Origin of the sequence: Staphylococcus sp. HMSC072H03 (genome assembly GCF_001809305.1) — a bacterium.
GTDB lineage: Bacteria > Bacillota > Bacilli > Staphylococcales > Staphylococcaceae > Staphylococcus > Staphylococcus hominis.
The window spans coordinates 333922-359231 of the sequence record NZ_KV796914.1 but is presented as its reverse complement, the minus strand read 5'-3'; the positions used below and the strand labels follow the sequence as shown (position 1 = coordinate 359231).

General features: G+C 33.3%; 26 protein-coding genes. 8 read left to right on the top strand and 18 right to left on the bottom strand.

Going from position 1 to position 25310, the window contains the following annotated elements:
• Window positions 1-14 precede the first annotated feature (14 nt).
• The 6 genes from HMPREF2578_RS10450 to HMPREF2578_RS10425 form a co-directional block, all read right to left on the bottom strand.
• Window positions 15-722, bottom strand: coding sequence for a hypothetical protein (locus tag HMPREF2578_RS10450; protein WP_017175588.1), 708 nt, complete (start codon window positions 720-722; stop codon window positions 15-17).
• 73 nt (window positions 723-795) lie between these two features.
• Window positions 796-1293 carry an HTH domain-containing protein gene (locus HMPREF2578_RS10445; protein ID WP_017175589.1) on the bottom strand — a complete coding sequence of 166 codons (498 nt, stop codon included), beginning with the start codon at window positions 1291-1293 and terminating at the stop codon, window positions 796-798.
• A 164-nt stretch (window positions 1294-1457) separates the two neighbouring features.
• A complete protein-coding gene (locus tag HMPREF2578_RS10440; RefSeq protein ID WP_070508472.1) occupies window positions 1458-1715 on the bottom strand; it encodes a hypothetical protein in 258 nt (85 codons plus the stop codon).
• Between the two features lie 217 nt (window positions 1716-1932).
• A complete protein-coding gene (locus HMPREF2578_RS10435; protein WP_070436818.1) occupies window positions 1933-3351 on the bottom strand; it encodes an anion permease in 1419 nt (472 codons plus the stop codon).
• A 177-nt stretch (window positions 3352-3528) separates the two neighbouring features.
• Window positions 3529-4305 carry a putative hydro-lyase gene (locus HMPREF2578_RS10430; protein ID WP_070508471.1) on the bottom strand — a complete coding sequence of 259 codons (777 nt, stop codon included), beginning with the start codon at window positions 4303-4305 and terminating at the stop codon, window positions 3529-3531.
• 90 nt (window positions 4306-4395) lie between these two features.
• The gene (locus HMPREF2578_RS10425) at window positions 4396-6000 is read right to left on the bottom strand and encodes a BCCT family transporter (RefSeq protein ID WP_070508470.1); all 1605 of its coding nucleotides are present in this window, start codon (window positions 5998-6000) and stop codon (window positions 4396-4398) included.
• Window positions 6001-6220: 220 nt separating this feature from the next.
• On the opposite strand from HMPREF2578_RS10425, the gene nagA reads away from it, so the two are divergent.
• Both nagA and HMPREF2578_RS10415 read left to right on the top strand, forming a co-directional pair.
• Window positions 6221-7375 carry an N-acetylglucosamine-6-phosphate deacetylase gene (nagA, locus tag HMPREF2578_RS10420; RefSeq protein WP_017175591.1) on the top strand — a complete coding sequence of 385 codons (1155 nt, stop codon included), beginning with the start codon at window positions 6221-6223 and terminating at the stop codon, window positions 7373-7375.
• A gap of 131 nt (window positions 7376-7506) precedes the next feature.
• Window positions 7507-7749, top strand: coding sequence for a hypothetical protein (locus HMPREF2578_RS10415; protein ID WP_017175592.1), 243 nt, complete (start codon window positions 7507-7509; stop codon window positions 7747-7749).
• Window positions 7750-7800: 51 nt separating this feature from the next.
• On the opposite strand, the gene nagB is transcribed toward HMPREF2578_RS10415, so the two are convergent.
• Together nagB and HMPREF2578_RS10405 are read right to left on the bottom strand one after the other, a co-directional pair.
• Complete coding sequence (gene nagB / locus HMPREF2578_RS10410) at window positions 7801-8532, bottom strand: glucosamine-6-phosphate deaminase (protein ID WP_029376794.1); 732 nt, start codon at window positions 8530-8532, stop codon at window positions 7801-7803.
• 21 nt (window positions 8533-8553) lie between these two features.
• Entirely contained in the window at window positions 8554-9228 is a 675-nt protein-coding gene (locus tag HMPREF2578_RS10405; protein ID WP_017175533.1) for an N-acetylmannosamine-6-phosphate 2-epimerase, read from the bottom strand.
• A 200-nt stretch (window positions 9229-9428) separates the two neighbouring features.
• Here HMPREF2578_RS10405 and HMPREF2578_RS10400 point away from each other — a divergent pair, with 200 nt between their 5' ends.
• Complete coding sequence (locus HMPREF2578_RS10400; protein WP_002454700.1) at window positions 9429-10235, top strand: MurR/RpiR family transcriptional regulator; 807 nt, start codon at window positions 9429-9431, stop codon at window positions 10233-10235.
• Between the two features lie 41 nt (window positions 10236-10276).
• Here HMPREF2578_RS10400 and HMPREF2578_RS10395 read toward each other — a convergent pair whose 3' ends face one another.
• On the bottom strand, window positions 10277-11137 hold the full coding sequence (locus HMPREF2578_RS10395; RefSeq protein WP_002454701.1) for an ROK family protein: 861 nt from the start codon (window positions 11135-11137) through the stop codon (window positions 10277-10279).
• Between the two features lie 229 nt (window positions 11138-11366).
• On the opposite strand from HMPREF2578_RS10395, the gene HMPREF2578_RS10390 reads away from it, so the two are divergent.
• From HMPREF2578_RS10390 to HMPREF2578_RS10375, 4 genes are all read left to right on the top strand, one after another.
• Complete coding sequence (locus HMPREF2578_RS10390; protein WP_017175530.1) at window positions 11367-12248, top strand: N-acetylneuraminate lyase; 882 nt, start codon at window positions 11367-11369, stop codon at window positions 12246-12248.
• Between the two features lie 46 nt (window positions 12249-12294).
• A complete protein-coding gene (locus tag HMPREF2578_RS10385; protein ID WP_070508469.1) occupies window positions 12295-13827 on the top strand; it encodes a sodium:solute symporter family protein in 1533 nt (510 codons plus the stop codon).
• A gap of 107 nt (window positions 13828-13934) precedes the next feature.
• A complete protein-coding gene (locus tag HMPREF2578_RS10380; protein WP_061544125.1) occupies window positions 13935-14762 on the top strand; it encodes a CPBP family intramembrane glutamic endopeptidase in 828 nt (275 codons plus the stop codon).
• A 72-nt stretch (window positions 14763-14834) separates the two neighbouring features.
• Window positions 14835-15521 carry an NDxxF motif lipoprotein gene (locus HMPREF2578_RS10375; RefSeq protein ID WP_061544124.1) on the top strand — a complete coding sequence of 229 codons (687 nt, stop codon included), beginning with the start codon at window positions 14835-14837 and terminating at the stop codon, window positions 15519-15521.
• Between the two features lie 104 nt (window positions 15522-15625).
• Here HMPREF2578_RS10375 and HMPREF2578_RS10370 read toward each other — a convergent pair whose 3' ends face one another.
• The 7 genes from HMPREF2578_RS10370 to pcp form a co-directional block, all read right to left on the bottom strand.
• On the bottom strand, window positions 15626-16429 hold the full coding sequence (locus tag HMPREF2578_RS10370; protein WP_061544123.1) for a CPBP family intramembrane glutamic endopeptidase: 804 nt from the start codon (window positions 16427-16429) through the stop codon (window positions 15626-15628).
• Window positions 16430-16583: 154 nt separating this feature from the next.
• Window positions 16584-17210: an ATP-binding cassette domain-containing protein gene (locus tag HMPREF2578_RS10365; protein WP_061544120.1), complete on the bottom strand. Its 627-nt coding sequence runs from the start codon at window positions 17208-17210 to the stop codon at window positions 16584-16586.
• Window positions 17197-17970: an ATP-binding cassette domain-containing protein gene (locus tag HMPREF2578_RS10360; protein WP_061544119.1), complete on the bottom strand. Its 774-nt coding sequence runs from the start codon at window positions 17968-17970 to the stop codon at window positions 17197-17199. Before HMPREF2578_RS10360 ends, HMPREF2578_RS10365 begins: the two co-directional genes overlap by 14 nt.
• Window positions 17937-18704, bottom strand: a complete 768-nt coding sequence (locus HMPREF2578_RS10355) for an ABC transporter permease (protein WP_061544117.1) — start codon at window positions 18702-18704, stop codon at window positions 17937-17939. Before HMPREF2578_RS10355 ends, HMPREF2578_RS10360 begins: the two co-directional genes overlap by 34 nt.
• Entirely contained in the window at window positions 18694-19653 is a 960-nt protein-coding gene (locus HMPREF2578_RS10350; protein ID WP_017175527.1) for an ABC transporter permease, read from the bottom strand. The genes HMPREF2578_RS10355 and HMPREF2578_RS10350 overlap by 11 nt, the downstream gene beginning before the upstream one ends.
• Window positions 19646-21208, bottom strand: a complete 1563-nt coding sequence (locus tag HMPREF2578_RS10345) for a nickel ABC transporter substrate-binding protein (RefSeq protein ID WP_061544116.1) — start codon at window positions 21206-21208, stop codon at window positions 19646-19648. The genes HMPREF2578_RS10350 and HMPREF2578_RS10345 overlap by 8 nt, the downstream gene beginning before the upstream one ends.
• 160 nt (window positions 21209-21368) lie before the next feature.
• Window positions 21369-22007: a pyroglutamyl-peptidase I gene (gene pcp, locus HMPREF2578_RS10340; protein ID WP_049419677.1), complete on the bottom strand. Its 639-nt coding sequence runs from the start codon at window positions 22005-22007 to the stop codon at window positions 21369-21371.
• Between the two features lie 180 nt (window positions 22008-22187).
• Between pcp and HMPREF2578_RS10335 the strand changes: the two genes are divergently transcribed.
• Entirely contained in the window at window positions 22188-22961 is a 774-nt protein-coding gene (locus HMPREF2578_RS10335) for an acetoin reductase (RefSeq protein ID WP_002449443.1), read from the top strand.
• A gap of 85 nt (window positions 22962-23046) precedes the next feature.
• On the opposite strand, the gene HMPREF2578_RS10330 is transcribed toward HMPREF2578_RS10335, so the two are convergent.
• Window positions 23047-24024, bottom strand: coding sequence for a choloylglycine hydrolase family protein (locus HMPREF2578_RS10330; RefSeq protein WP_061544114.1), 978 nt, complete (start codon window positions 24022-24024; stop codon window positions 23047-23049).
• Window positions 24025-24043: 19 nt separating this feature from the next.
• Window positions 24044-25234, bottom strand: a complete 1191-nt coding sequence (locus tag HMPREF2578_RS10325; protein ID WP_061544113.1) for an MFS transporter — start codon at window positions 25232-25234, stop codon at window positions 24044-24046.
• Between the last annotated feature and the right edge of the window lie 76 nt (window positions 25235-25310).

Genomic DNA, 25310 nt, shown 5'->3' with positions numbered 1-25310 from the left:
ATATTAACTACTCCTTATTCCATATTGAAATCTGAGAATTTAACTTGTGTAACGTCTTTATCTTTAGGTGAGAGGTCAACGAGTTTTTGATGTTTATTATCTAATTTAATCATTGTATATTTATAATCGTCATCATCCGCATCATCTCCTCTAAGGGCTGAAGGATTTGCTGTAAAGGTTCCAATATACTCTACATTTTTAGTGGGATATTGAGATTGACCTGTTTCAACGCTTGTATAAAACATAAAACTATCTTTGTCGGTAGCGGATTGATTCATCGCCTTACCAATATCATTTTGGAAATCTTTTTTAGAAATGTTATTTGTAGTTAGTAATGTGAATAAAGGTTTTCCGTTATCTGTGGTTAATTCTATATAGCTTTTAACATCTTGATAAGGTGTTTCGTCATAGTCAACGTCTTTACTATCTAGTGTTTTTTTGACTTCGTTGGCATCTAACTTACTAATTAAGCTAGGTGGAATTTCTAAAGAATCATCGAATGCAATCATTTTCATCTTGCCGGCTTTCGTGAGGTATATCCAATCTACTTTTGATTCTCCATTGGAATTACTTACGGTATATAAAAAGTGTTCCTTTTTATCATTAATAATATCTTTAATAGAAATATCTTTTTTATGTTCGATACTTTGGCTACATCCTGTCAGTGAAAAAGTGAATATTGCTAAGCTCATTATGATGAGGAAAGGTTTGAATTTTTTCATAGTAACAGCTCCTTAATAAAATTTTTAAAATGAACATGTAGGATGTATATATTACAACCTACATGTTATGAGGTCATACTTCATTTCTTAGATAAATCATTTGTAGTTTGATAAGTTCTACGGTGAATTGTTTTAATAGATGATCAGGAGAAATCAATCGTAACGAGCGATGATATTGAAAACACAAGTCAATTGCTTCATTAGGATTTAAATTCATTTGAACGTCATATGTTTTATCGTTTTTATTTAAAATTTTAATGTCATCACGTATTTTTAACGTTTCGTATAGCTTAAATGTCACTTCATATGTCACTTGAACACGTAAGTCATCTTGATGTGAATATTTAGGAGAACGTTTAATAAAGTAGCTATTTTTACTTTGTTCAAATTGAATTTGTAACTCAAGATCTGAGTGCAGCGTTGATTCATATAGATAATGTCGAATATTATCTATATCTCGTTGAATCGTTCTAGGATTCACATTAAATTCTGTTGCAAGTTCTAATTTGTTGACTGTTTCATTTTTTAATAATTTATCGTAGATATTTAATACTCTAAATGCTTGTTCCATAGGCGAAAGCTTCCTTTCACAAAACCTAAATTTATTATAAGAAACGACCTTAGACATGATAGGTCATTTCTTTAAAAGTTTTTATTTTATAAAAATTGTATTTTTCGCTTTAAATGGCGTACTATTTAAATTTGAAAATTCAAGTTAGGTATATCGTGTCTAACCTAGTCATTTCCCAGGACATATGAATAAAGAATGAACCATTCTATTAATTCAGATGGATTAGTCGATATGAGTTTTAAATAAGGGCGTAGTGTATGATTTTGATTCAATTTGTGAAAGATTTTAGTGAAATAGCAGTTTAATAATGTTTCATCGTTAGTGCATAATTGACCAAATTCAATACGTTCATATTGAGCGATTATCGTTTGTGGTGTTTCATTTAGATTACTGAGTTCTGTAATGATTTCGTGATATATCATGTCATTCACCTCCATTTCTCACATTGGAAACTAAAGGCGCCTGACAAGGCGACTTCTTTTATTTTTAGACGGGCAAGGAGTTGTAAAAGAGAGAGGTAAGCATAAAGTAAAAAAACGCCCCCTTACCAATTAAGGTAAGGGGGCGCGATATTAAGGGTTGTTTAAAATGATATAAAAAAGTCTCTCGCAACTATGCGAGAGACTTTTTTATAGTTTTTTACATAAATCCAATCAGTTTCATCCATAATGAGCCAATGCCTAACCAAATAACAAGATAAACAAGTCCTAATACGATATTCATGAGCCACCAACGTTTTTGTGTAATGTAACCTGCTGAATAAAGAATTGGGGCAGGACCACTACTATAGTGTGTTGTTGATGCCATTAAGTTACCAAAGAAACCAAGCATGAGTGCACTAAATAATGGTGGTGCGCCAGCTGCAATGGCAACGCCAAGTAATGCTGCGTACATTGCACTGACATGAGCCGTTGAACTTGCAAATAGATAATGTGAATAGAAATAGAAAATCACTAATATCACAAGTACTATAGGCCAACTAAAGCCATGTAAACTATGCGCAATGGTTTTACTTAACCAAGGAATAAATCCGAGTTGATTCAATTGATCTGCCATCATGACAAGTACTGAGAACCATACCAATGTATTCCAAGCGCCAGTTTCATTTAAGATATCTTTCCAATTTAATACGCCAGTTAAAAGTAAAAGTGATAATGCGATAAATGCAGTAAGCGTCGCATCGATACCAATAAAGCTACCAGTTACCCATAGTAATAAGGCAATAGCAAAGATAGCCATCATAAATGCTTCAGCTTTTGAGATATGACCCATCTCAGATAACTCATGTTCCGCCCATTTTTTAGCATTTGGCGTCTCTTTAACTGTAGGTGGATATATTTTATATATAATAAAAGGAACTACAATGAGTGAAATTAAACCAGGAATTAAGGCAGCTATAAACCAATCTGTCCAAGTTAAATGGATATGTGCTGTTTTGGCTGCTAAGTCTTGTGCAAGTGGGTTACCTGCCATTGCAGTTAAGAACATTGCTGCGGTAATTAAATTTCCATGAAATTCTGTAAATATCAAAAATGCACCCATTTTACGTTCGGTACCTTCTTTTGGCGTTGAACCAAAAGAAGTTGATAAGGACCGAATAATTGGGAACATAATACCACCAGCACGTGCAGTATTACTTGGTGTAGCAGGTGCTAAAATTAAGTCTACGCCAACAAGAGAATAGGCTAATCCAAGGGTCTTCTTCCCAAATAATTTAACGAATTGTAAGGCGATACGACGTCCTAGCCCTGTTTTTACAAATCCTCTAGAAATAAAAAATGCCATAGCAATAAGCCAAATACTTGAATTACCAAATCCTTGAACGGCTGTTTTAATATCAACAACGCCGACAAGCACAGTAAGAGTAAATCCGAGTATAGAGACGGCACCAATCGTCATCGGTTGTGTGATACATCCGATAATGGTTGCGACAAAAATCGCAAACATGAACCATGCTTGTATATTTAAAGATTCAGGTCTAAACGGTGCAAGTAAGGCAATAATTCCTCCAACAATAATAGGAAGTATAAATTTTTTATACTTCATTGAATGATCCATATAGTAGCCTTCTTTCTTGAAAACACTTTTATACATGTCTAGAATAGGCCCATTCTTTAAGAATGTACAGACTAATATTTAAAAAAATAAATAGAAGAAAGTAGGGGGGAATTTAAGTGTACTTTAGTCAATTGGGCAGTAATTGGCTAAAGTACACTTAGAATAACTTTAATTATTTTATTCGCTATCTTTAATATCAGTAATGAACATATGGCCTGGCGCATGTGTAATCATAAGTTCTGGTTTAGCATCGAGTGCAACGGATTGTGGAGTTACGCCACATCCCCAAAAGACAGGCACTTCATTAGGATGAATAGTGACGGCTTCTCCATAGTCAGGGACATTAATATTTTGAATGCCAATATGTTCAGGGTTGCCGATATGGATTGGCGTGCCATGTACATGTTTAAAGTGTGAGGTTATCTCAGTAGCTTTAATAGCTTGAGACATAGTCATTGGACGCATGCTGACTGTAATATTTCCTGCAAATTGTCCACTTGGCTGAGCTGGTATAGTTGTTCGATACATTGGTACATTATGTCCTTCTTCAATATGTCGTACGGGAATGTCTGATTCTAACAACGCATGTTCAAACGTAAAACTGCATCCAATTAAGAAGCTCACCATGTCCTCAGTATATAAGTCAGAAATCTCATCACGTTCTTCAATAAATTTGCCTTGTCTATATACACGATAACGTGATACATCAGTGCGAATATCTGCTTGTTGACCATAATAAGGAAATGAAGGTGAACCGACTTCAGATACATCCAATAGTGGACATGTTTTTGGATTTCTAAAACAAAATTTCAAAAAATCATAAGCATATGTAGATGGCAAAATCACGACGTTTGCTTGGATATAGTCTTCAGCCATCCCACTTGTATGATGTGTTAATTGACCTTCACGGATTAATTGGCGTAAGTATTCTGGTGATTGATGTTTGGCATCCATCATGCATACCCCCTTGTTTTTTAAATAGTACAACATATGAGTTTTGAGTAATTGATGAAATGGTCAAATCGATGAATATGAATATATTAATTATTTACCAGTCTGTGACCCATTTGATGTTTCCTCGTCTTTTTCACGTTTTTCAAGAGGAATAGAGTAATCTTTATCGTCATTAACATATGACATTTGGAAATGTTTTGTATGTTCTCGTCGTAACGCACGCATAATAGATATCGTCATCAATAATAAAATAATTGAAAATGGTAAGCCAGTTACAACAGAGGCTGTTTGTAGACTTGTTAGTCCACCTGCAATGGTCATTGCGACTGAAATCGCACCAATTAATAAGCCCCAAATGACTTTGTGTTTTATTTTTGGATTCTCACTGCCTCCAGTAGCCATTCCAGCAACAATATGCGTTGTTGAGTCAGCACTTGTGACAATGAATAAAAAGATTAACAAAATGGCAAGACCGCTTGTAATATCAGATAATGGAAATTTTGATAATAATTCAAATAAAGCAACCGTATAATCTTTATCTACAAGACTAGCAATTTTATCGCCACCCATAGCAATTTTGACAGCCATACCACCGAAGCCACAAATCCAAACGAATGAAATGAGTGGAGGTACTATAAGCACACACATAATAAATTCTCGAATGGTGCGACCGCGTGACACACGTGCAACGAAACCTCCAATAAATGGTGACCAAGAAATAACCCATGCCCAATAGAAAACAGTCCATTGTTGAATCCAAGCATTGTTATTTGTATACGGATCAATACGTAAACTATATTCGACAAAGTGTCTTAAGTAGTCTCCGATAGCAAGTGTGTAAGATTCAAAGATAAATTTTAAATCCCCGAAGATAAGCATGAAGACAAGTAATAAAGCGCCTAATATAATATTAAGGTTACTCAGCCATTTTACGCCTCGTCCTAGACCTGTAATACCAGATCCAATGAAAATAATCATCATTAATACTGTAATCGAAATTTTAGTGATATTGTTATTTGGTACCTGGAAGACATGATTTAACCCCCCACTAATTTGCATAATACCCAGTCCAATTGATGTTGCTATCCCCATTACGGTAGCAATAATTGCTAAGATATCAATGATATTTCGAAAAGGACGTTTATAGGCTTCACCGAAGACAGGTTCCATAGCAGTAGAAATTAAACCATCTCGTTTTTTACGGAATTGAAAGTATGCGACGATAAGCCCAGCCATTGCAAAAATAGACCATTGTGAGATTCCCCAATGAAAAAAGGTATAACCCATAGCAAGACGTGCAGATTCTGGTGATTGATCTGGCACTTTTCCTGGGAAAGGAGAATGAAGATAGTGTGTCAGTGGTTCTGCAACTCCCCAAAAGACAATACCAACACCTAAGCCAGCAGAAAATAACATGCCAATCCATGACATGAAAGAAAATTCAGGTTCTTCATTATCGTCTCCTAATTTGAACCGACCATATCTAGAAGCAGCTAAAGAAATTAGAAAAATATCTAAAATAAATATAATAAGTAAGAAAAGCCAACCAAAAGTATTTGAAATAAAATCGTACATCGTTTGAGCGTGTGTACCAAATGTCTTAGGAAATATACCAGCAATTGCAGTGATAATAATAATAATAGACACTGAAATGATATAAACCAGTCTGTTATTTCTTTTACGTTTGTCATTCATGAATTAATTAAGTCATCCCTTTATAAAATAGTTGTTTTGATTATACATATAATTATGAATATTTTCAAAATTCATTTTAATCGTTTATAAATTAGTTTAAAGAAAGTTAACATTAAATTTGAAAATTTTTTCCAAAAGAAGAAATTGCCTAATGATGACAATATGAAATGATATAATATCTTTGAAATGATAAGAAATTTTATAGAAAAGAAGGGGTATCATGTCTCAATATGTCATTACAAATGGAAGAATTTATACGGAAGCACAAGTTATTGAAAAAGGGTATCTTGTCGTAGAAAATGGCAAAATTAGTGATATTCAAAAAGGTGATTATAAAGGTCATTTAAATCAAATAGATGTAGCAGGAAAGCATGTGTTACCAGGTTTTATCGATATTCATATTCATGGTGGCTATGGAGAAGATGCGATGGATGCATCGTATGATGGCTTAAATCATTTAGCTAAACAATTATTGTCTGAAGGTACAACAACATTTTTAGCAACAACGATGACGCAATCTGATGAGAATATTGAAAAAGCATTGAACAATATTGTCGCTTGTTATGAAAATCAAACGTTAGGTGAAGCGGCTGAAATCGGTGGCGTACATTTAGAAGGACCATTTATTTCTGAACACAAAGTAGGGGCACAAAACCCTAAATATGTACAACGTCCTACTGTTGAAAAAATTCGACATTTTCAAGAGGTAGCGAAAGGATTAATTAAAATCATTACTTTTGCCCCAGAAGTCGAAGGTGCTCATGAGACGTTAAATGAATTGCGTGATGATATCATCTTTTCAATGGGACATACTGTTGCCACATTTGAAGAAGCAAATGAAGCGGTAGAACGAGGTGCGAAACATGTAACGCATCTTTACAACGCTGCAACACCTTTTGAGCATCGTAATCCAGGTGTGTTTGGTGCCGCATGGACCAATCAAAGTTTAAACACTGAAATTATTGGTGATGGGATTCATTCACATCCTGCTGCTGTAGATATTGCATATAAGCAAAAAGGAGCTACTCACATGTATTTAATTACAGATGCCATGCGTGCCAAAGGTATGAAAGATGGTGAGTATGATTTAGGTGGACAAAATGTGATTGTTAAAGGGAAAGAAGCACGTTTAGAAAATGGCACACTTGCAGGCAGTATTTTAAAAATGAATGAAGGACTGCATAATTTAATTCAATTTACGCATGATAGTTTAGACCACTTATGGCGAGTGGCAAGTTTAAATCAAGCCATTGCACTTAATATTGATAAGCAAAAAGGAAGCTTAAGCATAGGAAAAGATGCAGATATCGTAATTGTAGACGACCATATACAAGTAGATACAACGATTAAATCAGGTACCATTCATCATTTTTAAGACTACTCGCATGGTGAAAAATGAATAATTTAGTATCTCTTTATCTTTTTAGGTTTATATATATGAAGTTTAGTGTATATACATAGTAAATCTACATAATATATGAATTCTAAGTAAAGGAGGGATAGATAATGCAAAATGATTTAAGATTTCCAAGTGCAAAAAATTTCTTTACTACTTTAGGATGGTTATCGGTCATTGCTTTATTAGCAGTTGTAGTAGTCAATGCGCTTTATAATAGTTCTTTTAAAAGTTGGTCAGATATCAGTGTGAATTTCACTCAAACGGATTTAATTTTCTTGATTACTTTCGCAATTATTGCGATAGTTTGTATTATTATTTCATTGCTTTTAAAATTATTTAAACATCCATAGGAAGTAAAGTTAATATATTAAAAGGGACAGAACTCGAACGTTCTGTCCTTTTTAGTGGTTTAAATAATTAAATATGACATCATCAATAATAATATCTACATTCGGATGCGTTTGTAAAATAGAGGCAGGTAATGTTTCAGTTTTTGAACCATTCACTAAACGCTCAATAGCTTCTTGTTTACGTTCTCCAAAAGCTAATAAAATGATACGTTTTGCGCGCATAATAGATTGTAATCCCATAGAAATGGCTTGTTTTGGAACATCATCAATCGTATCAAAATGAATACTATTTGCTTTAATCGTAGAATCAGTTAAATCTACAACGCGTGTTTGACTATCAAAAGATGTACCTGGTTCGTTGAAACCGATATGGCCATTTTCTCCAATACCTAATAATTGAATATCGGGTTGTCCTATAGAGAATAGACGCTGTTCATAAGCATATGCTTCGTCTTCAAGATCAGGTGCGTCTCCTCTTGGAATGTAGATATGATCTTCATTCCATTCGTTATGATTAAATAAAAGCTCATGCATATATGTGTAGTAGCTTTGAGGGTGTGATGAATTAAGACCCACATACTCATCTAAGTTAAATGTTTTAATATCATTTAAATTCACACGATTTGCCGTTAATAATTCAGATAATCGTGGATAGATTTCTGTCATCGTATTACCTGTCGCTAATCCAAGAGTAGCTGTCGGCGTACTTTGTATTAACTTTAATAACTCAACTGCTACATAATCACTTGCGATAGATTTGTTTTTTAAATTGATCAATTTCATCATCTAAACGCCTCCATATGTTTATGAATGATTTTTTACTGCTTCAACAAATCGTTCGGTAATTTGTTTAGGTCGTGTGATCGCACCACCAACTACTGTACAATGAACTCCAAGTTCGCTCACTTTTTTATACATTTCAGGTGTGATGACATTACCCTCTGCAATGACTTTTGTGTTTACTTGATTAAGTACTTCTTTTAAAAATTCAAAGTCATTTTCATATAATATGTGACCCTTTGTATAAGATGTATACCCTCTTAGAGTGGTTCCAATATAGTCAAAACCTAATTGATCTGCATAAATAGCTTCTTCAGTCGTTGAGATATCAGCCATAATTTCAATACCAGGCGCTTTTTCTCTAATATATTTCACAAGTTCTTCAAGAGATTCTTTTGGACGTTTTTGTTTAGTGGCATCTAAAGCAATAACTTCACAACCGCTTTCAATGAGTTCATTTACCTCTTTTGACGTTGCAGTTATAAATACACTTGAGTTAGTGTAATCTCGTTTAACAATTCCGATAACTGGTAAATTGATCTCCTTGCGAATAGCTACAATATCTTCTATAGAGTTAGCACGTATACCTACTGCACCGCCTTGATAAGCAGCTAAAGCCATTTTTGACATAATGAACGAAGAATGTAAAGGTTCTTCAGGTAAAGCTTGGCAAGAAACGATTAATCCTTGTGGTAACATATCATTCACTCCGTAACATTTATATTTATAAATAGAATATATCGAGTTTGTGGTTATTTATACAATACTGTTGAATTGATTTACTCATATCATAACATTAAGAAAATTATTATCAATTTAAAATTATAAATTGAAAAATATTTTCATTTATAATAAATTAGATATAAGCTATTTAATTGAGTAAAGAGGATGATTGTAAAATGAAATTTGAAAATAGAGTTCAGCGTTGTCGTCATTTATTAACAAAAACAGATAAACGAATTATAGAATATATACAAAAGCATCCACTTGATGATAGTTTCTCAACAATTAATTCGTTGGCTTATGCAATTGAAACATCGCCAGCTACAATAACGCGTTTCAGTAACAAATTAAATTACGATAATTTTCAAGATATGAAGTTTAGTTTGCAACATGAAAAATCAGAGAAATCTGTAGAAAATGCACCATTAGTACAACTTATACATCGTTATCATCAAAATATCATTCAACAAACTGGAGAGTTTATTTCTGAGGAAAAAATTAAACGCTTAGCACATAATTTAAAAACATGTAGACAGGTGAATTTCGCAGGTTTAGGGAGTTCAGGTTTAACAGCAAGTGAATTTTATTATCGTGCCATGCGTATGGGGATAAAAGGTTTAGTATCCACAGATGCTCATCAAATGAAGATTTCTGCGTCATTATTATCATCGAATGATATGTTTGTAGCAATTTCAAATAGTGGTGAAACAAGTGAGCTTATCGATGCGGCTAAAATAGCACGAAATCAAGGCGCTTATGTTGTTGTAATTACTAATTTTGAAGGAAGCACAATTACTAAAAATGCAGATTTAGTGCTGATTACGTCTGCGCAGTCCAATAATAATGATACAAGATTTATTAATTCACAAATTGCAACTCACTTTTTATTAGATCTTGTGAGTTACATTCTTCTTGGAGATCCTTACATGCATAAACTCTATCAACAAACACGTCAAGTTGTGCTAAACCATGGGAGCAAATAAATAAGAGGACTAGAATGCGTAGTCCTCCATGTTTATAACTACTATTGTATTGCACCGTACAAAGCTGCATTATTACCACTTCGAGTCGTCTGAAGACGTGCTATTCCATAATGAGGCGGAAGGTAATAATGAATTTTAGGCTTAATATATTTTAATAGTGTATCTTTTTGAGAAGAGATACCTCCACCAATCAAGATAAGTTCAGGATCATAGATAATTTGTAATTGAGCGATACCTTCAGCTACTGAATGGCTCCACTCTTCTAAAATATTGATTGCTACAGTGTCATTTTCTTCAGCTAATTCAAATAATTTTGGTACGTTAGTGTCATACTTAAAGTGATGTAATAGCATTAAATCTTTTAGCGCTGAAGTTGAAGCTCTTTGTTCAAATGTTTTGTCATCGGAAGAACGATAAAGCAAATAACCAATTTCATTTGCTCGATGACGTGCACCTTGATAGATTCCAATAGATTTATTATAAAATGCACCGCCAATTCCTGTTCCTAAAGTAAGACAAAAGATGTTATTTTCTTCATAATTATGCAAAGAAAGCTCCCCAAGTAATGCTGCATCTACATCGTTGTAAACAGTTATATTTGAGGACAATTCCTTGAAAACATTTAAAAAATTTGTACCATCAAAATTTTGAATAGTTGGTCCAGTGTAAACAATTTCTCCACGAGTTGAATCTACAACGCCAGCACTTGAGATACCAATGTGAGGATTTTTAAGCTGATATTTTTTTATAAATGCATCAATGATTAAGTATATTTCGTTCGTTATTAAAATGTGAATATTGTCTGGAGTAGCAATTGTTTTATAATCAATAATGTTTAATTCATTGTTAATTACTGCAAGTTTTATATTAGTGCCCCCGATATCAACTGCAATTTTATACATATAAAAAACCTCCTTAGTTTTCTTTATAACTACTATAAATCATTTTTAGTACTCTAGTTTTAATTTGAAAATTATTTTCATCAAATTTAGAATTATTTGTTAATATTTTTCATATAGTATTGTATAAAAATATGATAGCGTTTACAATTCGAAATATAAATAGAATATATTGCTGTTGAATTAATAATAAAATTATAAAAAATTCAGATCATATATTGGAGGATTTCGAATGGAAGAACAATTAAAAGGATTATATGCAGCGTTACTTGTCCCATTTGATGAAAATGGTCAAGTTAAAGAAGAGGGATTAAAACAAATCGCAAAGAATGCAATAGAAGTTGAACAATTAGACGGTTTATATGTAAATGGAAGTTCTGGAGAAAATTTCTTAATTAGTAAAGAACAAAAGAAACAAATCTTTAAAGTTGTAAAAGAAGCGGTTGGAAATGATGTGAAATTAATTGCTCAAGTAGGCTCACTAGATTTAAATGAGGCCATTGAACTTGGGAAGTATGCCACAGATTTAGGATATGACGCATTATCAGCAGTAACACCATTCTATTATCCGTTTTCTTTTGAAGAGATTAAGCAATATTACTTCGATATTATTGAAGCAACGCAAAATAAAATGATAATTTATGCCATCCCAGATTTGACTGGTGTAAATATTAGTATCAACCAATTTAAAGAATTGTTTAATAATGAAAAAATTGTAGGAGTAAAATATACTGCGCCAAATTTCTTCTTACTTGAAAGAATTAGAAAAGCATTTCCAGATAAGTTGATTTTGTCAGGATTTGATGAAATGTTAGTTCAAGCAGTTATTTCTGGAGTAGATGGTGCAATTGGTTCTACATATAATGTGAATGGCCGTCGTGCACGTCAAATTTATGACTTAGCTCGTGAAGGTAAAATTGAAGAAGCTTATAAAATTCAACACGATACTAATAATATTATTGAAACAGTTTTAAGCATGGGTATTTACCCTACTTTAAAAGAAATATTAAAAACACGAGGCATCGATGGTGGAGTACCTAAACGTCCATTTTCACCATTTAATGAAGCAAATCGTAAAGAATTAAATCAATTAATTGAAACTTATAGCTTGTAATTACGACACAATTTAAACGACAGAATATAAACAAGGGGTGATCCTTATGCAACATATAGGATTTGGGTTATGGAATTGGATAGCAGTTATCGTCTATCTTGTAGCAATGTTATTAGTAGGTGCCTATTTTACTAAACGTGCAAGTCAAGATACTGATAGTTTCTTTAAAGCAAGCGGACGTTTACCATCGTGGGCAATTGGCTTTTCTATTTATGCGACTACATTAAGTGCAATTACGTTTATGTCTACACCTGAAAAAGCTTTTTTAACTGATTGGGCCTATATAGCAGGAAATATTGCAATTGTAGCAATCATTCCAATATTAATTGCTTTTTATGTTCCATTCTTTAAAAAATTACATGTAACTTCAGCTTATGAGTATTTAGAAGCACGATTTGGACCAAGTATACGTTTAATTGGATCATTATTATTTATTATTTTTCACTTAGGACGTATTGCAATCGTTATTTATTTACCAACTTTAGCAATAACTGCTGTATCTGATATTAATCCATACATTGTAGCAAGTTTAGTAGGTATTTTATGTATTTTATATACATTTTTAGGTGGATTCGAAGGAGTCGTTTGGAGCGATTTTATCCAAGGTGTCATTTTACTTGGTGGAGCACTGCTTATCATTATCATCGGTGCTTTTGAAATAAAAGGTGGATTTGGCACAATTGTACATGATGCTATTGCGAATAAAAAAATTCTTAGCGCAGATAATTGGAAACTTAACTCAGCAGCAGCGGCGATCCCAATTATTTTCCTGGGAAATATTTTTAATAATTTACATCAATATACAGCGAGCCAAGATGTAGTACAACGTTATCAAGCATCAGAATCTATGGAAGAAACCAAAAAATCATTATGGACAAATGGTGTCTTAGCACTAATTTCAGCGCCTATTTTCTATGGCATGGGTACGATGATGTATTCATTTTATCAGCATCAAGAAACATTGCCTAAAGGTTTTAATACATCATCAATTGTTCCATATTTTATTTTGACTGAAATGCCCCCATTTATTGGTGGATTACTTATTGCAGCAATATTCGCTGCAACACAATCAACAATTTCATCAAGTTTAAATTCAATTTCAGCATGTACTTCTGAAGATATTAAACATCGCTTCTTTGGAAAAAGGGATGATAAATCAGAAGTGAAATTTGCTCGATTAATTATTGTGATAGCAGGTTTATTAAGCTATGGTATTTCGATGTATTTAATTGCAGCAGATTCTAATAATTTATGGGATTTATTCTTACTTATTACTGGATTATTTGGTGTGCCGTTAGCTGGAATATTTGCAGTTGGGATATTCACAAGACGTGCAAATACATTTGGTGTCATTGTCGGACTATTTGCAGGAGTAATTATCGCTTATTTACTTCATGGAATAGGTGGAGGAAACTCACCATTTTACGTATCAATTATTTCATTTTTAGTTGCTTTTATTTTAGGTTATATCGTAAGCTTGCTTGTACCATCTAAAAATGTAAAAGATATTACTGGTTTAACGATTTACGACAAAAATAAAGCTTCTACATATATATCTAAAATAGCAAAAAGAAATTGATTTTTAATATTAAGAGAGTAGGAAAATGAATTCATTGTCAATTCAATCTTACTCTTTTTTCTATGCTATGATAAATTTATATACATCACTTATATTGGAGAATAAAAATGAAAATAATAAAAATTGTTGGTATGTTTCTTTTAGCGATAATCATTATGGTTATTTCTCAAACGATTGCGCTATTATTTGATACATTGATACCATTTTATGGAATTGGAACAATTTTATCGAGTATCACTTATATTTTACTTACATTTTTCATCGTAAGATGGATAATTACTCATGTATTTAAAGAGGCGCTATCTTCATATCGAATTACAAAACCTGTATTTCATCCGATTTATTTGATTTTAGGGATTGCATTACCGTGCGTAGTATATGCGATTTACTTTATTTTTATACCGGGAGATTTTAAGATACATCATTTTAACTCAATCAGTAAGACGATACACGACTTGAGTTACATTATTTTTATGCAAGCTGCAGCTGGTGCTATTGTCGAGGAAATGGTGTGTCGAGGTCTTTTAATGGGCTATATTGAAAAGAAAACGAACATTCGAATCGCAATCGTTGGTACTTCACTGTTTTTTGGCGTGATTCATTTATTGAATGGTGCTCTAAATGTTACAAGTTTCCTTTTATTGTTAGCTAGTGGCACTTTAGTTGGTATGATGTTTGGTATAGCAACATATCGATTTAACACCATTTGGGCGAGTATCACTTTACATTTCTTTTGGAATGTCTTTCAAGTCGTTTATATCACTACAAAAGAAACTGACTATAACGTCTTTCAATATGTTTTACGTTTTAAAAATATGGTGCTTACGGGAGGACAGTTTGGTTTTGAAACATCTATCGTCTCTACCATAGGCTATACCATTGTGATTATTGTTCTGTTAATGTGCCGTAGTCCATATAAAGATAGCAACTTATAACGCATTCAAAAGTAGTCGTAATTGTTCTATACTTAAAGTAAAGATAAATAAACGTAGTTAAGGAGAAAAGTTATGAAAAAGATAGTGGTAGTAATGCTTATTCTCATATTATCTATTGGCTTAGTGGGATGTCATCGATTGTCTAAAGAGGATAGTGACCATTCGGACAAAGCGGATACACAAGAAGAACATTCAACAGAAGACAATAAGAGTTCTGATGATCAAGATATCAGTCTAGAATCAGATACAAAGGTACCGGATCATGTTTTTGAAAAAACATCAGTACGACATGTACAGATTTCTGAGAAAACGATTAAAAAAGATATTAAAAAGTATATTAATATTGACAAAAAGATTAACGATACGATCAATACATATAAAATAAAATTATATTCCAATCAAAAATTATCCAATACAGAAGCAAATAAATTAAAAAAACTTGTTCAATTAGAGAATGAGAATGATACAAATTTTGCACAATACATTCAAAATAATCAGATGCCAAATAATGACTATGCGATCTATACTGATAAAATAAGTCGTTATATTTCAACAGCCAATCGCATAGAGCAAAAAAGTTTAGAAATATCATTAAAATCAGATGATGATACATCTATTTTTAATGATATTGAGCAAGTGAATAAAGATCAAGATATTGTAAATGATCGAGAAAAACAAGATATTACAAATTTCTTGGAAGATAAAAATATTAAAACTGAAGCGTTTAATGAGGATTCAAATCATATTGATATAGATTAATCGAATGAATTAAAAAAGGAGTGGGCCGATGAATTCAAAATGAATTCCGATCCACTCCTTTTTTGGCGAGATAGTTGTCGACTTCATTTAACTGGTATACTTTTTTAGCTAAACATTGCGATAAAGTAACTCACAATAATCACAATACCCGTCACGCCATTATGAATCATATGAACCATCATACTATCTCTAACGTTATGACGACGATGATAAGCGAGATAAAAAATCATCGCCATTGTGATATACATTAAAACAGCTACCCAATTTGAAATACCATGTTGAGAAGCGAAAATAAGTGAAGATAAAATAAATGGTAACCAAAAACTGCTACGTTTAAATAGTGTCTCTTTAAAGATACCTCGATAAATTAATTCTTCTAAATAGGGAGCTACAAACGTAAGGGTAAGTGCAAATACTATGACAGGAAACGCTTGTCCAAGTTGATCGGGAGAAGGTTTCGCGCCTTGAAAGTTACCCAGTAATGCCTTATCATTTTCTGTCTGTGCTTGACCTGTTATTGCCATCATTAGAAAACTCATTCCAATGACAATAACGCGAAGTAATAGTGCCCATCCGATATTAATCATAATATCTTTGCGTTTAAACGGTTTAATTGGCTCATATGTATGCCGTTGATAATAACGTCTAACCAGCCAAATAACGACAGCGGCTAACAGCATAAATAATAATGTTGCTAGTGTTCCACTTGTAACATCCATTTTTGCAGAAAAATTAGTAATAAATAAAATAAGAACAATAGGAATCTGAGCAAGTAACATCCATCCTATAAAAATAAGAACATTTAAGAAGCGATTCCCTTTAGGATAACGTTCATCTTTTTTATGATAATGAGAGTCAAGATTTGAATCTGAATGCATACGTGTTTCTGTAATACCTTGTTGAGTCATGGTTGTATCACCTCTAATGTTTTTATTTGAACTATGTATATTGCAACTTGAACATAACATACTCTGATTTCAACCTACAACTTACTTTATAAAAGAATTGAACTGTTTATGAAAAGAGTGAGACAAAACTCGTTGTCCCACTCTTTATTTTGAATTAACCAATATTTAAATGTTTACCAGGTAAAGCTTGCAATAAATATGAATCATGCGTAATGATAATTAACTGTAAATGTTGAAATTCTCTTAACATTTGTAAGATGATATCTTCGTTCACCATATCTAAATTTGTTGTTGCTTCATCTAAAATCAAGACATCTGGTTCTACAAGCAAAGCTTTTGCTATCCATAGCCTTTGGAATTGGCCACCACTTAAAGTACTCACTTTTTTACCAAGTAATTGTGATTCTAACTTACATTGCAACATGACTTCTTTTATTCTGTCCTCATGTATAGCCTTAGGATAATGAAAATGAATTAAAGGTTGTTTTAATATCCAATGAACTGTTTTATTTGGATCAAGTGTACTCGAATGATATTGAGGCACATATTGGATATGTTTCATCCATTTGTGTTGTGAAATATGGCCAAGTTCTAAATCGTTATATATGAGTGTACCTTGATAATTTGAATCTAATCCTGCAATAATTTGAGCCAAAGTAGACTTTCCGCTTCCACTTACGCCACTTATCAATAAATGATCGTGTGTCTCTAATGTATAATTAAAATTTTTAAATATCTGTTTATTAGAAAAAGCTTTATTTAACTGTTTAATCTGTAACATATTGATATCTCCTATTAGCTAGTTCAATCAATTGCTTCGTGTAAGCATGCTGAGGATCACGTAAAATATCAGAAGCACGCCCTGTTTCTACAATGTTTCCGTTTAGCATGACACTAATATGCGTTGCATAGTTTAAGACTAAGTTTAAATCATGAGTTACAAATAGCACTGTCATATCATGTTCTGTCACTACATGATGTAGTAGAGCCATTAAACTATGACGATTGTGTTGATCTAGCGCACTAGTCGGTTCATCTGTAATTAAAAACTGTGCTTCTCTTACAATAGCCATGACAAGTGCAACTCGTTGTGCCATACCACCACTCAATTCAAAAGGATACTGATAATAAATGGATTCAGGTTGGTCCAATCCGAGATGTTTAAATTGACGTAATACAAATGCTTTTTGCTGATCACGTGTTAATGAAGATGACATAGAGTCAAACAATGCATCAAAGTGGCGGTTGATACGAACATTTTGGAAAAAATTGCGATTCGCATCTTGGAACATTGCATCCGTTTGTGTTAAATCGAGATGAATCTCACCACGATAGGTTAAATCATCTTCTTTCATATTCAGTACAGTACGTGTAAGTAAAGATTTACCACTCCCACTTTCTCCAATTAAACAATGAAAGCTTCCTTTTTCAATCTTTAAATGTATCTGTTTAAGTAATGGTTCATGTTTGTGATAAACAGATACATCATTGATATAAAGGACTGTATCTAATGAATGTGACGACGATTGAGTATTTGACATATGAGTGCGAACCCTCCTAATAAGACACCTGGAAAGATAAATAACCAGGGCGCAGAATAGAAATAACTTTTACCGTCATGTAAAATGGCGCCTAATTCAGGAATAGGGGGTTTTACTCCTAAACCAATAAAGGCGAGACCGGAAATACTTAACATTAACTTACCAAAATCTGCAGTAACAAGTGCCATAATGTCGCTGATGAGATGTGGCACAATGTGATGTATTGTAACTTGGAACTTCGACATCCCACTAAGTGGCGCAAATTTAACGAACGGTTGTGTCATCGTGTCACGTGCTAAATTTCTGAAATACCGCAAATAGCGACCGAGCCAGCCGATGATGAGTGCAAGACATAATCCTACTACAGAATTATTAATAAAACCAAGGACGACAAGCGCGATAATGATAGCTGGTAAAGCGATTAACATATCTGCAAGTGCCATAATGATAGAATCTAACCATTTACCTACTATAGCTGAAATAAGACCAATAATCAGTCCAAGCACGATTGTCCCTATCATAATGAATGCAGTAAGACCAAGTGTAATCAAGCTACCTACAAATAGTCGTGTTAGAAAATCTCTACCCAAATCATCCGTACCAAGTAAATGATGTAAACTTGGGGGACGTAATGCTTGAGATTGATGAATTTGATTTGCTTTATCATATAGGACATAAGCGAGTATAACTAAAATGACTATCGTAATAGGCCATATGAAACGTTTAATCTTCATACGTTACTCGCCCTCCTAACGTTTTCGACATATTCAAACGAGGGTCACTTTTTTCTAGTAAAATATCACCCAGGAAATTCAATATCATAATGATTGTAATCATCATCATTAGAATACCTAGAATGAGTGGATAATCCCGAAGATTAATACTAATAATAAGCAATTTTCCTAACCCTGAAATACTAAAAATGACTTCTAAGATAATGACTCGGCTGAATAAACGAATAAAATTATTAATTGTAATCGTAAGTAATGGCGCTAAGATGTCTTTAACTTGTACGTAAATACGATCTTTTAATTTAAACTGACGTAATGAGGCAAGTTGGTATGCTTCCTTACGAAGTGTACGTTCAAATAGATGACTGCTGAGTAAAACCATATGACTCCCTTCAACTAGGACTAAAATAGCGATAGGTAGAATAAAGTATTCAAAGCTATAACTTCCAACAAATGGTAGAAGATGCCATTTCACACCGAAGTAGTAAATAAAAATAATGGCTAACCAATATTCTGGTAGTGATGTCACCACTTGAGACGCACGTAATATGAATGTAGACCACTTTTTCTTAGGATAATTCCCACAGAGATAGCCAATAATATAGCCAAGTGGAAATAAGATGATAGCTGAGATAAAAATAAGTTTCAAGGTAGGAGCAACGGCTTTAGCAATACGGTCAGTGACAGGCTCGCCGTTACTAAAGCTCGTGCCTAAATCGCCTGTAAATGCATGGCCTAACCATTGTAAATAACGAATAGGCAATGCTTGGCTTAATCCAAGTTTATCTTGAGCCATCTTAATTCGTTCATCTGTGATTTGTGCGACACCATGTTCATGTAGATATTGAATCGCTGGATTTCCAGTTGTATGTTCAAGTAGCACAAATAAGATAAACGAAATAATAATGAAATATAATATAAGTTTAAGTAAATGTTTAATCATACTAATCATGATGAGATACCTTCAATTTATCGTAATTAATGGGTGCATCCGTTTGTCCTGAGAATTCGAATTGCTTAATTTTAGGACTTGTAACAAACACTTCGTTTGGATAAGCAATTGGCACTTCAAGATACTGTTGATTGATGCGATGTGAGATGTGATTAAATGCACGTTGTTGATCATCCTTATTGGTAATGGTTGAGAAGCGGTTAAGCATTGTTGTTAGCTGAACATCGTTTGCGAACATACCGGGCTTATCTCCGTCTTGCTTAAAGCGTGCATTTAAAAAGTTATATGGCATGAGCGCATTCGTATAAGAACGATAGAAAATAAGATCATAATCTTTTCGGATAGTGAGTGTTTCATAATACGTTTGGGCATCTAAAACGTTAATATCCAAATGAATACCTACGTTTTTCAAATCTTGTTGCATAATTTCTGCTTTTGTTTTCCATTCAGGAAATTCATCAGTTTGTAGCGCTAATTTTAAAGAAAGGTCTCGTCCATTTTTTTCAAAGTAGCCCCGATCATTTTTTTTATAGCCTAATTGTTCTAATAAGCGTGTCGCTTGAGTAGGATTATATGAATGGGTGTGTTGATTTGTATCATTCACGAATTCTACGCCGTCTTGGAATAATCCTTTAAGCTGCTTATTTGATGATAAGTGATCAGTATTAATCGCTTTACTGATTACTTCGCGCATCTTTTTATTTTGAAGTAATGAGACCTCTGGATTAAAGGCCATGAACTGTGTTTCTGTACTTGGATATTGTTTTACCTTTAAATCTTGATTACGGTATGATTCCTTGATTTGTTGAGGAGTCAAATGTCCTAGAGATCCCCCAGTAATATCGATAGAGTGACTTTCAATCGCAAGATGTCGTGAATCGCTATCTTCAATAGTTTGAAATATTAAGTCATAATCCAGTGGATGATGGTTGCGATAATATGGATTTGGTTTAAAAGACACAGTCTCATTTGTTGAATTTGCTACTTTGAATGGACCTGTACCAATCGCTTTTTCAAATTGACCTGTCGTTTTACCATCTTTGACGGCATTTGGACTCATGATACGAAGGGGGCGGACTTGTGATAACTCATTTAATACCTGATTAGATGGTGTTTTTAAATGAATGTCTACGGTATAGTTATCTTTAAGAGTGACCGATTTCAGTTTATCCAAGGTTTCCATAGGATTCGTTTTATCGGTTGCTTTCGCACGTTCAATTGAAAATTTGACTGCTTTTGCGTTAAAAGTTGACCCATCATTAAATTTAATGTTGTGTTTTAAATGGAATGTATAATCTTTTCCATTATTAGATACTTCCCAAGATTTAGCTAAACCAGGCTCAATCTTTCCATTTTCTCCATATGTAACAAGAGGTTGATATATTGCACTGTAGACAGGCATCGGAACATCAAACGCTTGTGCATCTAACTGGGTCGGGTTAAATTCTCGTGCAAGAGATACTTTCACTTCTTTGTGTTGATGTTGATCATGTGTACATCCAGTTAATAGTAGGGAGGCACACATTGCGAATGACAAAAGCAGATGCTTTTTCAAATTTAAAACCTCTTTCAATTTATATTCGTCACTTATTAATGATACATGGAAACATTTATTTTGAAAATAAAAATGTCTACAAAATTATATGTTTTGTAGACAAATAAAATCGTTTTAATTATAGAAATTGTATCTTACATATCACTAATCATCTTATTTTCTAATGTGTTTCTCCTAAAGCTACTTTAACATCAGGGTGGTCTGAAATCGCATTGATTGCTGCTGTAAGTCCTTTTGTAATCGTATCTAAAGACATCGAAGGTGTATTAGGTTTATCTATGACTTGTTCTGGAATAAAGGGCACATGGATAAAGCCAAATAGTAAGTTAGGATAATACTTATCTGCAAGGTAGCCTAATTGATAAAGCACATGATTGCAGACAAATGTGCCTGCGGTATTCGATAAACTTGCTGGAACACCCGCTTTTTTAATTGCTTCGGTCATTGCCTTAACAGGAAGATTTGAAAAGTAAGCTGGCGCTCCATCTGGATGAATGGCAACATCAATGGGTTGATGTCCTTTATTATCTGCAATACGTGCATCATCAATATTAATGCCTACACGTTCAGGTGTAATATTGAAACGTCCCCCTGCTTGTCCAATCGATAATACCACGTCGTAATGATGATGTTCTAATTCATGTTGAATCACATCTTTTGATTTGTGAAATACAGTTGGGATTTCTAATGTTGTAATGGTATGTGCCCCAATAGTAGGGTCCAGTTGTCTAACCGCTTCTAATGCCGGATTTACCTTTTCTCCGCCAAACGGATCAAATGCCGTCACTAAAATATTCATAAAGCCTCTCCTTTAATTTTTTACAGTTTAATACGTAAGGTATAAAACACTTATTTCTATCATTAAACAAATGAGGATATAAGGCAACGTAAAAGATATATGAACAGTTTGTGAATAATTTAAAATTAAGAATAAAATTAAACTAGAGGGGTAAAATAATTATGTAAAAGGAGTGGTATTATGACAAAAACAGCAGTCATTACAGGTTCAGCAGCAGGGTTAGGAAAAGGAATTGCTCAACGTTTAGCCAATGATGGGTTTAATATTGTTATTCAAGATATTAATCAAAAAGCTCTAGAAAAAACGGAACAAGAGTTTAAAGAGAATGGATACAACGTGGTAGCATTTCATAGTGACGTATCTAAGAAAAAAGAGCAAGAAGAATTAGTTCAATTTGCAGTGGCAGAATTTGGTCAAATTGATGTATTTGTAAATAATGCTGGTGTAGATGCGGTATCACCTATTTTAGATATTACAGAAGATGAATTGGATAAATTATTCCATATAAATGTATATGGCACGTTATTTGGAATTCAAGCAGCAGCAAAACAGTTTATTAAGCAAAATAGTAAAGGTAAAATCATTAACGCATGCAGTATTGCAGGACATGAATCTTATGAGGTATTAGGTACATACTGTGCTACTAAACATTCAGTACGTTCTCTCACTCAAACTGCAGCGAAAGAATTAGCTGAAAAAGGTATTACGGTGAATGCTTATTGTCCTGGAGTTGCTAAAACTGAAATGTGGGATCGTATTGATGCTGAAATGGTTAAACTAGATAGTAATCTAAAACCAGGTGAAGCATTTGAACAGTTCTCATCAGCAATTAAACTCGGACGTTATCAAGAACCACAAGATGTGGCATCTTTAGTATCATTCTTAGCATCATCAGATTCAGATTATATTACAGGACAAGCCATTTTAACTGATGGTGGACTAGTTTATAGATAAAATAAAGAATGATAAAAGTGAAAAAATAACAAGCCTCTCTTACAATTTGATGTAAGAGAGGTACTTTATTAGATTTAAAAATATGTTATCCATTCACCTTTTCAGTATACAACCCTTTATTCTTTCTCGAAAAGACTACCAAATTGTCACGATTTATTAAGTCATCGGTAAGTTGTAATTCTGTAATGGTATTAGAGTCATAATATTTAATATAGAGTGTTTTTGTCGTTAAATTAAAGACAGTTTGATATAACGTATAATAAAATCCATTGTCAGAAGGGCGAACAGCGCCTTTTGGTACACTCACATGGTCTAAAATTCTAAATGCATCTAAGATAGGATGATCATCGCTATCTGGTAATAAGTGATGAACAAGATAAGCTGCGCGAACAAAACGTTCGTCAGATGTATACCCTCCAGGTAAACCGAATGTGCCATCCATATTCCCTAAGTTAAATTGTTTTGAAAATGTATTATCAATTTTATATGGTGTCACATGCATATAGTGTTTCAAATTTTCATAATGCCAATTTAAATCTGGGTTATTTGTGAGTACGCCAATTGGATTATCAATCACTACGATACGTCCTTCAACAAATGTCACTTCCACAGTGCGCCCTGAAGCATCAGATAAATGATAATGTAAGGGAGGAACTTCGTTAATATCACTATATGAATAGGCTACAACGTTAACATGTTTCGCATTTTCAATAAGTTCTTCAATATTTCTGTTATAGCCGAGCGCCCACACAAGGACTTCTGTTTGCGAAATATTGATATAGCCGTCACGAATGTCTGTCGCATATGACGCATATCCACGATCGTATTGATTTGACATGGCAAGTCCATGTTCATTGACGCCATCTCCAAAAACAAAACCTTCCATATCAGAACCAGCACCTGCAAAGGCATATAACGTTTTCCCTTTATAGTCGACATGCGATTTAAAGGAGTATCCTCGAGGTTGAACTGCAGGAAAGCCATTCAAAGGGTAATCGTAATCCATCGTTCTTCCAAAAATAACATCTCCATTGCTGGCTCGAAATGTAATGCCTGTACACATATCGTCGTCTCCTCGTAAATTAATTTTTAATCGCTGTTTTAAAATATATACCTAAAATAAATGTTAACACATAAGCAACGCCACTAATTACATATGCCCACATCACTCCTTGATGATCTACAACAAGAGAAATACCTAAAGTACCAATTGAGAAAAATACACTGCTTAATAAATTATTCAGTATATAGGTGGAGGTCAGGATGTCTTTTGATACTTCACGTTGTACAACTGAGTTTAAAGAAATATAGCGTGAATCTTCGAAAATCCCCATTAATAATGACATGAGTAAAGCAAGTAACACAGATTTATGTAGGATAAAGCTGACATTAATAAACGCTAATATGAGCGGAATGTAAATAATAACAGGGTAACTTATTTTTGTGAAAAATTGATCTTTACCATTTATCCATAATCCAGCAATAATCGTCCCACTAAAGAAGGCAGCATTGATGAGTCCAAACCAAAAATCATCGACATGTAAAAATGTTCTCGTATATGTAAGAATAATTGCAGCAACCCAAATGGACGTTGCGACAGATTCGAAAATTGTAGATAGATTTAGATATAAACTCAGTTTATTGGAATAGTTATGATGTAATACAGTTTTAAAGCTATTTAATATATTTTCTTTTTCATTATTATAAATATGCCGTTCTGAAAGTTGAATAATAAAGAAGTAGGATAGGATTTCTAGTACAAGCGCAAATAAAAATAAATATTTAGCGCCAATCAGGCTCATCAGAAATCCACCTAATGCCCATGTCGACAATTGAACCATACTACTCATCATATTCATTAAAGCGTTTGCCGACGTTATGTATTCTTTCTTTTCAATAAAAGGAATCATCGCATTCTTAATTGGATTGGTAAAGCCATCAAATAGAGCATTTATAAATAGTAGAATAAAAATAAATATTGGAGATTCCTCGAATATAAGTAGACTTGCGATGATGGATAGACTCACAAGTTTAAGCCCTTGAAAAATCCACAATACTTGTTTTTGAGTAAAATACTGATAAATATAATTTGAAATAAAGCTACTAACAAAGAGTCCGGAAGTAAAAATAATTGGAATCATAGAAGCGGCAGTTGTTTTTGAGGTTATACTATATACTACCGAAATTAAACCGACAACGGTTAACACGTCTCCAGTATTTGCGAATAGCTGACTATAAAAAAGATGGAAGTAATCTTTACTGTGCTTCTTCATAACAAAATCACCTTATGTAAGTTTTAATTTAAGTTATTATAGCACAGTAAGTATGTAAAAGTACCCTTTAAAAGTA

Coding starts and splice junctions, on each gene's coding strand:
- HMPREF2578_RS10450 (WP_017175588.1), bottom strand. CDS start 722: ATGAAAAAATTCAAACCTTTCCTCATCATAATGAGCTTAGCAATATTC.
- HMPREF2578_RS10445 (WP_017175589.1), bottom strand. CDS start 1,293: ATGGAACAAGCATTTAGAGTATTAAATATCTACGATAAATTATTAAAA.
- HMPREF2578_RS10440 (WP_070508472.1), bottom strand. CDS start 1,715: ATGATATATCACGAAATCATTACAGAACTCAGTAATCTAAATGAAACA.
- HMPREF2578_RS10435 (WP_070436818.1), bottom strand. CDS start 3,351: ATGGATCATTCAATGAAGTATAAAAAATTTATACTTCCTATTATTGTT.
- HMPREF2578_RS10430 (WP_070508471.1), bottom strand. CDS start 4,305: ATGGATGCCAAACATCAATCACCAGAATACTTACGCCAATTAATCCGT.
- HMPREF2578_RS10425 (WP_070508470.1), bottom strand. CDS start 6,000: ATGAATGACAAACGTAAAAGAAATAACAGACTGGTTTATATCATTTCA.
- nagA (WP_017175591.1), top strand. CDS start 6,221: ATGTCTCAATATGTCATTACAAATGGAAGAATTTATACGGAAGCACAA.
- HMPREF2578_RS10415 (WP_017175592.1), top strand. CDS start 7,507: ATGCAAAATGATTTAAGATTTCCAAGTGCAAAAAATTTCTTTACTACT.
- nagB (WP_029376794.1), bottom strand. CDS start 8,532: ATGAAATTGATCAATTTAAAAAACAAATCTATCGCAAGTGATTATGTA.
- HMPREF2578_RS10405 (WP_017175533.1), bottom strand. CDS start 9,228: ATGTTACCACAAGGATTAATCGTTTCTTGCCAAGCTTTACCTGAAGAA.
- HMPREF2578_RS10400 (WP_002454700.1), top strand. CDS start 9,429: ATGAAATTTGAAAATAGAGTTCAGCGTTGTCGTCATTTATTAACAAAA.
- HMPREF2578_RS10395 (WP_002454701.1), bottom strand. CDS start 11,137: ATGTATAAAATTGCAGTTGATATCGGGGGCACTAATATAAAACTTGCA.
- HMPREF2578_RS10390 (WP_017175530.1), top strand. CDS start 11,367: ATGGAAGAACAATTAAAAGGATTATATGCAGCGTTACTTGTCCCATTT.
- HMPREF2578_RS10385 (WP_070508469.1), top strand. CDS start 12,295: ATGCAACATATAGGATTTGGGTTATGGAATTGGATAGCAGTTATCGTC.
- HMPREF2578_RS10380 (WP_061544125.1), top strand. CDS start 13,935: ATGAAAATAATAAAAATTGTTGGTATGTTTCTTTTAGCGATAATCATT.
- HMPREF2578_RS10375 (WP_061544124.1), top strand. CDS start 14,835: ATGAAAAAGATAGTGGTAGTAATGCTTATTCTCATATTATCTATTGGC.
- HMPREF2578_RS10370 (WP_061544123.1), bottom strand. CDS start 16,429: ATGACTCAACAAGGTATTACAGAAACACGTATGCATTCAGATTCAAAT.
- HMPREF2578_RS10365 (WP_061544120.1), bottom strand. CDS start 17,210: ATGTTACAGATTAAACAGTTAAATAAAGCTTTTTCTAATAAACAGATA.
- HMPREF2578_RS10360 (WP_061544119.1), bottom strand. CDS start 17,970: ATGTCAAATACTCAATCGTCGTCACATTCATTAGATACAGTCCTTTAT.
- HMPREF2578_RS10355 (WP_061544117.1), bottom strand. CDS start 18,704: ATGAAGATTAAACGTTTCATATGGCCTATTACGATAGTCATTTTAGTT.
- HMPREF2578_RS10350 (WP_017175527.1), bottom strand. CDS start 19,653: ATGATTAGTATGATTAAACATTTACTTAAACTTATATTATATTTCATT.
- pcp (WP_049419677.1), bottom strand. CDS start 22,007: ATGAATATTTTAGTGACGGCATTTGATCCGTTTGGCGGAGAAAAGGTA.
- HMPREF2578_RS10335 (WP_002449443.1), top strand. CDS start 22,188: ATGACAAAAACAGCAGTCATTACAGGTTCAGCAGCAGGGTTAGGAAAA.
- HMPREF2578_RS10330 (WP_061544114.1), bottom strand. CDS start 24,024: ATGTGTACAGGCATTACATTTCGAGCCAGCAATGGAGATGTTATTTTT.
- HMPREF2578_RS10325 (WP_061544113.1), bottom strand. CDS start 25,234: ATGAAGAAGCACAGTAAAGATTACTTCCATCTTTTTTATAGTCAGCTA.